At 69.4% G+C, this 10,135-nt stretch carries 9 protein-coding genes; 6 read left to right on the plus strand and 3 right to left on the minus strand.

Features of this window, described 5'->3' with window-relative positions:
- The first annotated feature begins 72 nt into the window (after nucleotides 1-72).
- Nucleotides 73-3,048 (plus strand): BTAD domain-containing putative transcriptional regulator, encoded by a 2,976-nt coding sequence (locus tag ABZ345_RS00455; RefSeq protein WP_359842222.1) that lies wholly within the window; start codon nucleotides 73-75, stop codon nucleotides 3,046-3,048.
- Here ABZ345_RS00455 and ABZ345_RS00460 read toward each other — a convergent pair.
- Nucleotides 3,035-3,484 carry a hypothetical protein gene (locus ABZ345_RS00460; RefSeq protein WP_359841391.1) on the minus strand — a complete coding sequence of 150 codons (450 nt, stop codon included), beginning with the start codon at nucleotides 3,482-3,484 and terminating at the stop codon, nucleotides 3,035-3,037. The genes ABZ345_RS00455 and ABZ345_RS00460 overlap by 14 nt on opposite strands.
- A 151-nt stretch (nucleotides 3,485-3,635) precedes the next feature.
- Between ABZ345_RS00460 and ABZ345_RS00465 the strand changes: the two genes are divergently transcribed.
- From ABZ345_RS00465 to ABZ345_RS00480, 4 genes are all read left to right on the plus strand, one after another.
- Nucleotides 3,636-4,499, plus strand: coding sequence for a DUF4394 domain-containing protein (locus tag ABZ345_RS00465; protein ID WP_359841393.1), 864 nt, complete (start codon nucleotides 3,636-3,638; stop codon nucleotides 4,497-4,499).
- An 85-nt stretch (nucleotides 4,500-4,584) separates the two neighbouring features.
- A complete protein-coding gene (locus ABZ345_RS00470; protein WP_359841395.1) occupies nucleotides 4,585-5,445 on the plus strand; it encodes a DUF4394 domain-containing protein in 861 nt (286 codons plus the stop codon).
- 1 nt (nucleotide 5,446) lies between these two features.
- On the plus strand, nucleotides 5,447-6,454 hold the full coding sequence (locus tag ABZ345_RS00475) for a methyltransferase (protein ID WP_359841397.1): 1,008 nt from the start codon (nucleotides 5,447-5,449) through the stop codon (nucleotides 6,452-6,454).
- 64 nt (nucleotides 6,455-6,518) lie between these two features.
- Nucleotides 6,519-7,391, plus strand: a complete 873-nt coding sequence (locus ABZ345_RS00480; RefSeq protein WP_359841399.1) for an aminoglycoside phosphotransferase family protein — start codon at nucleotides 6,519-6,521, stop codon at nucleotides 7,389-7,391.
- On the opposite strand, the gene ABZ345_RS00485 is transcribed toward ABZ345_RS00480, so the two are convergent.
- On the minus strand, nucleotides 7,368-8,261 hold the full coding sequence (locus tag ABZ345_RS00485) for a helix-turn-helix transcriptional regulator (protein ID WP_359841401.1): 894 nt from the start codon (nucleotides 8,259-8,261) through the stop codon (nucleotides 7,368-7,370). The two genes, ABZ345_RS00480 and ABZ345_RS00485, sit on opposite strands and share 24 nt — an antisense overlap.
- Here ABZ345_RS00485 and ABZ345_RS00490 point away from each other — a divergent pair.
- Nucleotides 8,260-9,012 (plus strand): nuclear transport factor 2 family protein, encoded by a 753-nt coding sequence (locus ABZ345_RS00490; protein WP_359841403.1) that lies wholly within the window; start codon nucleotides 8,260-8,262, stop codon nucleotides 9,010-9,012. The two genes, ABZ345_RS00485 and ABZ345_RS00490, sit on opposite strands and share 2 nt — an antisense overlap.
- 204 nt (nucleotides 9,013-9,216) lie before the next feature.
- Here the strand turns inward: ABZ345_RS00490 and ABZ345_RS00495 are convergent, their stop codons facing one another.
- Complete coding sequence (locus tag ABZ345_RS00495) at nucleotides 9,217-10,131, minus strand: hypothetical protein (RefSeq protein WP_359841405.1); 915 nt, start codon at nucleotides 10,129-10,131, stop codon at nucleotides 9,217-9,219.
- Nucleotides 10,132-10,135: the final 4 nt, after the last annotated feature.

Genomic DNA, 10,135 nt, shown 5'->3' on the forward strand with positions numbered 1-10,135 from the left:
ACCGAGGGTGATTCGGCGGAACAGTCCTTGTGAGGCCTTTGCCGGTTGATTAGATTTCAACCAGTGTCAACGATGTCCGTGCGGATCCAGGTGCTGGGTTCGACGCGGGCATGGCACGACCGGGCGGAGCTGGAGCTCGGCCCACCCGGCCGGCGGGCCGTGCTGGGGTTGCTGGTGCTCGCCGAAGGGGAGTCGGTGGCCGCCGCCGACCTGATGGACGCGCTGTGGGGCGACAGGCCACCGCGCAGTGCGGCGAACGTGCTGCAGACCCACGTGAAGCACCTGCGCCGCCTGCTGGAGCCCGGCAGGACCTCGCGGTCCAGCAGCGACGTCCTGCCTTACGCCAACGGCGGCTACGCGGTGAACCCGGACGCCGTCGACATCGACCTGATGGCGTTTCACCGTCTCGTCGCCGAGGCGAACGACCACGACGAGGGCCTGGACGGTGTCGCGGCGAGGCTCGGTGAGGCGCTGCGGTTGTGGCACGGACGGCCGCTCGCCGACCTGCCGGGACTCGCCACGCACCCGAAAGCCGTGTCGCTGGTGGCGAAACACCGGGAGGTGCTCGCCCGGTATGGCGACGCGATGATCGAGATCGGCGCCGCGGCGGACGTGCTTCCCGCGATCGCGGAGGCCGCCGCGGACCAGCCGCTCGACGAGGCCTCCCAGGCGAGGCTCATCCGCGCCTACCACGCCGTCGGGCGCCGGGCGATGGCCTTCCAGACCTACCACGAGGCGCGCGATCGGCTCGTGGAGGAGCTCGGCATCGACCCCGGTCCCGAGCTCCGGACGGCTCATGCGGCGTTGCTCCACGACGACGAAGCAGGCACGACGGTCCGATCCCGGGCCGCCCCGCGCGTGCCCAGGCAGCTTCCGGCGCAGCCTCCCGGGTTCACCGGCCGTGTCTCTGCGGTGTCCACATTGGACCGCCTCGTGCCGTCGAGCGCGGACGGCGCGGTGACGATCACCGCCATCTCGGGCACCGCGGGTGTGGGCAAGACCGCACTGGCCGTGCACTGGGCGCACCGCGTCCGGGACAGGTTCCCCGACGGACAGCTCTACGCGAACCTGCGCGGGCATTCGAAGGGCGGGGCCACGCCGCCGATCGAGGTGCTGGCCCAGTTCCTGACAGCACTGGAGGTGCCCGCCGAGCGCGTTCCCGTCGACCTGGAGACGGCGGCGGCGATGTTCCGCACCATGACGACGGACCGCAGAATGCTGGTGCTGCTGGACAACGCCGCCGGCCCGGACCAGGTGCGGCCGCTGCTGCCCGCGGGTCCTGCCTGCGTCGTCGTGACCGGCCGCGACCGGATGACCGGGCTGGTCGCCCTGCACGGCGCCCGTCAGGTCACGCTCGACGTGCTCAGCCCCGAGGACTCCCTGGACCTGCTGGCGCACGTGCTGGGGCCGGAACGGGTCCGCGCCGAACCTGTGGCCGCCGCCGAGCTCGCGAAGCTGTGCGCGCACCTGCCGCTCGCGTTGCGGATCGCGGCCGCCAACCTCGCCGACCACCCGGTCCGCGGGATCGAGGACCACGTCGCGGACCTGAGGGACAGCAACCTGTTGACGGCACTCGCGGTGCAGGGCGACGAGCAGACCGCGGTGAGGACGGCGTTCGACCTCTCGTACGCCGCACTTCCGGCCGCGGCCCGCCGGCTGTTCCGGCTGCTGAGCCTCGTGCCGGGCGCCGACGTCGGTACCGAGGCCGCCGCCGCGCTCGCCGGCACGGACCGCGAGCAGGCCGCGCGACTGCTGGACCGGCTCGCCGCCGCGCACCTCGTCGAACCGCTCGCGCCCGGCCGGCACGGCTTTCACGACCTGCTGCGCCGTTATGCCGCGGAGCGAGCGGAGATCGAGGAACGAGACCTGGACTCCGCCCTGCGCCGGTTGTACGACTGGTACCTGGGCGGTGTGGACGGTGCCGCGCGCGTGCTCTACCCGCACATGCTGCGCCTGCCCGTTCCGGCCGGCGTGTCCCGGACGTCTCCCGGTGTCACGGAGGCGTCGAACTGGCTGGACGCCGAGCTCGCCGGCCTGGTCGCGGCGGTCAGGAGCGGCCCGCGGCCCGCGACGTGGCTGCTCGCCGACAGTCTGCGCGGCTACTTCTGGATGTCCACGCGTCAGGTGGAGTGGCTGGCCGTCGCGGAAGCCGCGCTGTCCACGGCCGAGCAGGAGGGCGGGCCTCGTGAGCGGGCCGCCGCCAGGCTGAGCCTCGCCGACCTGTACTTCCGCCAGAGCAGGTACAGGGAGGCCGTCCACCACTACGCGCACGCACAACTGCTTGCGCGCCAGGCAGGGTGGGTCGAGGCGCAGGCCGCCGTGCTCGGCAACCTCGGCTGCGTCTACTGGCAGTCCGGCCGTCTTGTCGCCGCCGCGGTCCGGTTCCGTCGCTGCCTGGCGTTGAGCCGTGGTGTCGGCCAGCCCGCGGGGGAGGCCGTCGCGCTCGCCAACCTCGGTCTCGTGCACTGGGAGATGGGCCGTCTGGCGGAGGCCGCCGAGCACTACACCCTGGCGCTGCACCGATATCGGGAGATCGGGTCGCACTACGGCGAGGCGCTCAACCTCGGCAACCTCGGTCAGACCCAACGCGCCCGCGGACTGCACACCGAAGCGGTCGACCTGCTCACCCGTGCGATCTCCCTGCACCACGAGGTGGGCAACCTCAGCGGCGAGGCCCTCGCGCACAGCTGGCTCGCCACGACGTTGCTCGACCTCGACCGCACCGAGGATGCGCTCGGCCACGCGCGCACCGGCCTCTCGCTGGCGCAGGAGACCGGTGATCCCCGCCCGGAGGTGGAAGCGCTCGCCGCGCTGGCCGCCGTCGACGTCAGGCTCGGGCACCGGACGGAGGCGGTGCGCCGCTACCGCCAGGCGCTCGGCCTGGTCCGCAGCACCGGTGACCGGTATCCGGAGATCGACATCCTCATCGGCCTGGCGACGGCCACCGCGGACGAGAGCCTCGCGAGACAGGCCCTGGCTCTCGCGGAGCGCGCGGGATACCGCGCGCTGCAGGAACAGGCCTCGCTCCTCCTCGCTACTCCACGATGACGTCACCGATGCCCTTGCGCAGGACGCTGCTGGCACCGCTCGGCCACACGGTGATGATGGCCCACGGATTCGCGATCCCGTCGGTGCCGTCGCCGTTCTTGCACGAGAACTCGGCCATGTTGTAGGCGTTCCAGGCGCCGCTGCCGTCGCGCACGGGCGTTTGCGCCTCTTCCGCGTTGGTCACCCAGGCGCACGTGCTGCCGTCGTCCTCGTGCGTGACGTGCGGCGTGATGGCGGTGATCTCGCCGTTCTCCACGCACCACGTGACCTTGTAGGTGTAGGCCCACCGGCCGGGATTCCCGAGCTGCACCGACGTGGATGTCAGCTCAGGAGTCGAGCACCTGGTCTCCTCGGCGCCTGCTGTACCCGTGGTGAGCGCGGCCGTGAGCAGTGCCGCGCATCCCGCGACCGCCGTCGTCCTGTGGCTGAACCTCATCGTTGCCCCCTCGCACTTCCTCTGCCCCAATGGGATACCTGTTCGAGGCCGCCCGCAAGATGCTTGCGCAGTAAGTCCAATCGACGTCCATTCGACATCCAGTCCTGCCCAATAGCTTGTGCCACAACGTTTCCTACAGGGGAGTGGAACGATGAAGGCGCAGATCAAGAGGGGTGTCGCCGCGGCGGCCGTGGCGGTGTCGGTGCTGGCCGCCGTGGTCAGCACGGGCGGGAGCAGTTCCGCCTCGGCAGCGGGGTTGCGGGCGTACGGGATCTCGGCCGATGGCACGGTGATGGCGACGTTCACGACCGATCGGCCGCAGCAACTGGACTGGGTGCGCACGATCCAGGGCTTCTCGGGTGACACGGCCGCGATCGGCGTGGACTTCAGGGTCCAGGACGGACTGATGTACCTGGTGGGCAACAAGGGCGGCGTCTACACCGTCAAGCTCCCGCCCTCGCCTGCCTACGACCCGGTCATCACCAAGGTTTCGCAGCTGACCGTCGCGCTGTACGGAACGAACTTCGGCGTCGACTTCAACCCCGCCGCCGACCGCCTCCGCGTGATCAGCGACAACGGCCAGAACCTCCGCCACGACCTCAACACCCACACCACCGTCGCGGACACGACGTTGTCCACGCCGCCGACGTCCGGCGTGACCAAGGGTGTGACAGCGGCCGCGTACACCAACAACGACCTCGACCCGAGCACGGCGACCACGTTGTTCGTCATCGGCACGACGACCGACCAGGTGCTCATCCAGTCACCGGCCAACAACGGAACCCTGGCGCCGACCGGCAGTCTCACCGTGGACGCCGCCCCCAACGCCGGGTTCGACATCTTCAGCACCCTGAGCGGTGGCAAGGCGGTCTCCGTCGCGGGCTTCGCCACTCTGGTCGGACCGGACGGCTCCGCGTCGCTCTACAACGTGAACCTGCTGGGCGGCACGGCGAGCAGCGTCGGCAAGTTCCCGCTGCCGATCACCGACCTCGCGATCTCGCTGAGCGGGAGCTGAAGCGCTCCCACCACGGCCGTCCAGTCGACGTCCAGTCGGGCCCAATAGCTTGTGCCACAACGTTTCCTACAGGGGAGTGGGACTGATGAAGGCACGGGCCAAGAGGGGTGTCGCCGCGGCGGCCGTGGTGGTGTCGGTGCTGGCCGCCGTGGCCAGTGGCAGTGGGAGCAGTGCCGCTCTGCCGGCGGGGCTGCGCGCGTTCGGCATCTCGCCCGACGGGACGTTGATGGCGACGTTCACGACCGATCGGCCGACGCAGCTGGACTGGGTGCGGACGATCCAGGGTTTTTCCGGTGACACGGCGGCGATCGGCCTGGACTACCGGGTCCAGGACGGACTGATGTACCTGGTAGGCAACAAGGGCGGCGTCTACACCGTCAAGCTGCCGCCGACGCCCGCCGACGACCCGGTCATCACCAAGGTCTCGCAGCTCACCGTCCCCTTGTACGGCACGAGCTTCGGCGTCGACTTCAACCCGGCGGTCGACCGCCTGCGGATCATCAGCGACACCGGCCAGAACCTGCGGCACAACCTCGGGGACAACACCACGACCGAGGACGCCGTCCTGTCCACGCCGCCGGCGCTCGGGCCGACCAGGGGAGTGACGGCGGCCGCGTACACGAACAACGACCTCGACTCGAGCACCGCGACCACGTTGTTCGTCATCGGCACGGGCACCGACGAGGTGCTGATCCAGTCTCCGGCGAACAACGGCCTGCTGTCCGCCACCGGCAAGCTCACCGTGGACGCCGCCGACGCCGGGTTCGACATCTACAGCACCCTGAGCGGGGGCAAGGCGGTCTCGGCGTCGGGCTTCGCCACTCTCGTCGCGGCGAACGGCAGCGCGTCGCTGTACACCGTGAACCTGTTGAACGGCACGGCGACCCTTGTCGGGAAGTTCCCGGTGCCGATGGGGGACCTGACGATCTCGTTGTCGGGCAGCTGACATGACGGACCACCAGACCATCGTCTTCGAGACGATGGACCCCCTGTTCAAGCACATGTTGTCCAGCTACCTGCTGCGCACCACTCTGGTACTCGGACTGCCCGACCTGATCGGGGACGAACCCGCGGACGTCACGGAGCTCGCGCGCACGGCCGGCCTCGACCCGGACCTCACCGCCCGGCTGTTCCGCGCCCTGCAAGGACTCGGCTTCTTCCACCAGACCGGCCCGGACACCTACGCGCACAACGACCTCTCGCGCCTGTTGCGGACGAACACCGGGGACGCGTCCGCGGAGGTCGTCAGCGGGTTCCTGAAGCCGGAGTGGATGTGGCCGCTGTGGGAGAAGTTCACCGACGCCGTGCGCACCGGCATCAGCCCGTTCTCCTCGGTGCACGGCAAGGACTTCTACAGCTTTCTCGGTGAGGCGCCCGCGGTGGCGGAGAACTTCAACCGGGCGATGACCTTGTCGATGGCACCCATCAGCCCGTTGGTGGCCCAAGCCCTGGACCTCGGCGCGGGGGACCACCTGGTGGACGTCGGCGGCGGCCAGGGAGCCCAGTTGCGCGCGGTGCTGGAACACCACCCCGGTGCGCGCGGCACGCTCTTCGACCTCGACGTCGCTTTGACCGACGCGGACCCGGAACTGCGCACCGGCGTGCTGGCGGAGCGGTGCGAGATCGTCGCGGGCGACGCGCGGGAGTCGGTGCCCGCCGCGGACGCGTACCTGATGCGAATGGTCATGCACAACTGGGACGACGACACGTGCGTGCAGATCCTGTCGCGTTGTGCCGAAGCAGGAAACGAGGGCGCGCGGGTGTTCGTGGTGGAGGCCCTGCGATCGGACGACTATGCATTCGTACCGCTGATGGACCTGCAGATGTTCATGCTGGTCGGAGGCAAGGAACGGGACGAGGACGAGTTCGCCGCGTTGTTCGAACGGGCCGGTCTGCGGTACGTCGGCACGCGGGAGACGCCCAGCGCGTTCCACGTCATCGAGGCCAGACGCTAAAAGCGGTTGCTCCACCTGGAGGCTCGGTGTTGCATGGCTCCGAGTCTCCAAGGGGAGTGATCGAATGCAGGACGCGGTGTTCGCGACCGATGTGTCCCTTGTGGACGAACTGATCCGCACGCAGTTCCCGCGCTGGCACGGCCTTCCGATCACCCACGTCGAGCACGGCGGCACCAGCCACGCGATCTACCGCCTCGGCGACGAGCTCGCGGTCCGGTTGCCGCACCGCGGCTGGTCCACAGACCAGGCCGAACGCGACGCGGCCGTGTTGCCGCTGGTCGCCCGCCACCTCCCGATCGCGGTGCCGGAACCGGTCGGGCTCGGCGAACCCGGCTCCGGCTTCCCGAACCGCTGGACGATCGTGCGCTGGCTGTCCGGCGAGACAGCCACCGTGGACGCGGTGCGCGAAGACACCCCGATCCGCCTTGCTGCGTTGATCCACGCGTTGCAGGGCATCGAGGTGAACGGGGAGCAGTGGGTTCCGCATCGAGGCAACTCGAACATGGAGAAGGGCGACGACAGGGTTCGCGAGTGCATCGCCCAGCTCGGTGGCGACCCAAAGCTCGTCGCGCTGTGGCAGGAGGCGCTCGACGCGCCGCAGTGGGATCGGCCCGCCCGCTGGCTGCACGCCGACCTGCACGGCGGCAACCTGCTGTTCACCGACGGCGAGCTGACCGGAGTGATCGACTGGGGCTGTGCCGGTGTCGGTGACCCGGCGGGCGACCTGATGCCCGCCTGGCTGTTCTTCGACGAGCGGGGCAGGCGCACGTTCCGCCGCAAGCTCCGGGAGTTCGACGACTCCGCGTGGGCGCGAGCGCGTGGCTGGGCGCTGCATCTCGCGGTGCTGGGCCTGCCGTACTACCGCGACACCAACCCGGTCTTCGCGGACATCTGCCGGCACACGCTCGACCAGCTACTGGCGGAACGCGCCGGGTGACACGCCGGTCTCGCGGGCGAAGAACTTGGTGAAGTTGGTGGCCTCGCTGAACCCCAGCCGGTGCCCGATCGCCGCGGACGACAGGTCGGTGTGCACGAGAAGCCTCTTGGCCTCCAGCACGACCCGCGCGTCGATCAGGGCCTTCGCCGACCGGCCCGTCGCGGCCAGGCAGATCCTGTTGAGGCTGCGCAACGAATAACCGACGCGTGCCGCGTACTCGGCGGCGTTGCGGGTGACGGCGAACGACAGCTCCAGCTCCTGCTGGAAGCGTTCGAACCGGGCGTCACCCTGGGCGGGATCGGCGTTCGCCGGCAAGCGGGCGATCCTCAGCAGCAGCGCGCCCAGCAACTGCCGGAGCAGGTCGACCGGCTCGTTCGTCAGCACGTTGCGGCGGTACTCCTGCTGGAGCTCCCGCACGGCACGGACGACCGCCTGCTCGGCCTTCGGGACGGTCCGCTCGACCGGTCCGAACGGGCTGAGCAGAGGGCGCGTGCCGTCGAGCGGCGGTGGGAAGGCAGGGGTGAATAGCACCATGAACGCCTCCGCGTCGCCCTCGGGCAGGCGGAGCACGCGGCCGGGGCTGACGTGCAGCAGTGTGCCGGCCGAGCACGGATGGTCCACGAAATCGACCATGGTGGTGGCGTGGCCGCCGGTGACCAGGAACAGCTGGTGGAAGTCGGTGCGGTGCACCTTCGTCAGCGTGTCGGCGGTGAGCCTGCGCCGGAGCACAGCGAGGTCGACCACCTCCAGACCGAGCTTGCCGCGGTCGGGGTTGGTGAAGCCGAACTGCGCGACCTGTCCACTTTTGACCATGGTGAGGCCTGATCCTACCTCGATCTCGGCGCGCCGGCGGGACATCTTGGGAGCCATGGACAACAAGGAACTCGTGCTCAAGGCCGCCGGCGAGCTGTTCGGCGACAAGGATCCGTCCGCCGTGGACCGCTGGGTCGCGCCGGACTACCGCCAGCACAGCGCACTCATCGGTGACGGCCCCGAAGCGTTGCGGGAGCTGGTCGCGAACCTGCCGGCGGGCTTCCGCTACGAGCTGGCCCGGGTCATCGCCGACGGTGATCTCGTTGCGCTGCACGGCGTTTACCACGGCTTCGCGCCGGAGCCGCTGGTGGCGTTCGACCTCTTCCGCGTGGCCGACGGCAAGCTCGCCGAACACTGGGACGCGCTCACGCCCCTGGTCCGGGAGACGGCCAGCGGACGGTCCCAGACGGACGGTCAGGCCCAGCCCTCGGACGCGGACACGGAGCAGTCCCGCGCCTTCGTCCGCGAGTTCGCGCAGCGGGTGTTGCAGGACGCCGACTACACGGTGCTGACCGACTACATCTCGACGCAGACCTACCTGCAGCACAACCCCGAGGCCGCGGACGGGCTCACCGGGTTCGGGGCCGCCGCCGCGAAGTGGGCGGGGCAGGGCCGCAATCTGGTTTACAAGACCGTTCACCAGGTGGTGGCCGAGGGCGATCTCGTGCTGCTGCAGTCGGAGGGGGAGTTCGGCGAGCCGGTGGCGTACTGGGACTTGTTCCGGGTCGAGGACGGCAAGATCGTCGAGCACTGGGACGTGCTGACGCCGATCCCGGCAACGTTGCCGCACGGTAACGGGTTGTTCTGACCATCAGGGAACCAGCAACCGCCGACTCCGGGCTCGCGGAGAAGGCGGTTGCTGGTTCGTCAACCACCGGTTTCGATGCCATAGCACGCCACGCCATCCGCGAACTGGCGTAATGCGGCCCGCCATCTGGGGCCATTCGTCAGGTTACGTATGTGAGAAAGTTTCACCACGCCTCTCGACGGCACCAGTGGTTTGTGCGTACGGTTACCCCGCAACGTACTGGTGAGTAGGTAGCGAACTGAATTCCTTTCTCCCCACCCCCTGCACGGTGAGGAAGCGAGCGCAGTGAACATGCTGTCGGATCGAGATCGGGTGCTGTGTCTGAGTCCGTTCAGCACCCCCAACCCGGCCCTCGTGGTCGCGGCCGAACGAGCGGGCGCACTCGGTGTGCTCGATCTTGGGCCGCATGCCGCCCGTGACCTGGGGCGTGTCACCGCGCGCCACGAGCGCGCCTTCGCGGTACGGCTGCACGGGCCGCTGACGTGCCCGCTGCCGGACGCTGTCGACACGGTCGTGGTTGATCTCAGCCACGCTGTTCCGAACCTGGCTGAACTGGGTGAACGCCGAGTACTCGCCATGATCACCTCGGTGGCGGAAGCCGTTGCGGCGATCGAGTTCGGGGCCGCCGGGTTGATCGCCAAGGGTGCCGAGGCAGGCGGCCGAGTGGGTGGCACACCCGCGTTCGTGCTGCTCCAGCAGGTGCTCGCGCTGACCGATCTGCCGGTCTGGGTGGCCGGGTCCATCGGCCCCGACACGGCGGCAGCGGCGGTCGCCGGCGGTGCGCGCGGAGTGGTGCTGGAAGGCCAGCTCACACTCGTCGCGGAGGCTCGAAAACATATTTCCGCTGAAATTGTGAACGTGGTCCGTGCGATGGACGGTGCCGACACCGTCGTGAACGCCGGGTTGCGTGTACATGTTCGTCAGAACACGCTCGAAATTGGCCAGGAAGGCGCGTTCGCCGAATTCAATCGTATCTCGTTTGGGACCGTCGGAGGCGTCGTCGGCGCGATTCAGCGGACCATTCGAGACAATCTCGCACGGGCGGGCGAACTCCGCTCCATCCGGGCCGGTGGACCGTTCTGCGATCGCGTGCCAGGACTGGTTTACCCGATCGCGCAAGGAC

This window comes from Lentzea sp. NPDC005914, assembly GCF_040629405.1.
In the GTDB taxonomy this organism is placed as follows: Bacteria; Actinomycetota; Actinomycetes; order Mycobacteriales; family Pseudonocardiaceae; genus Lentzea.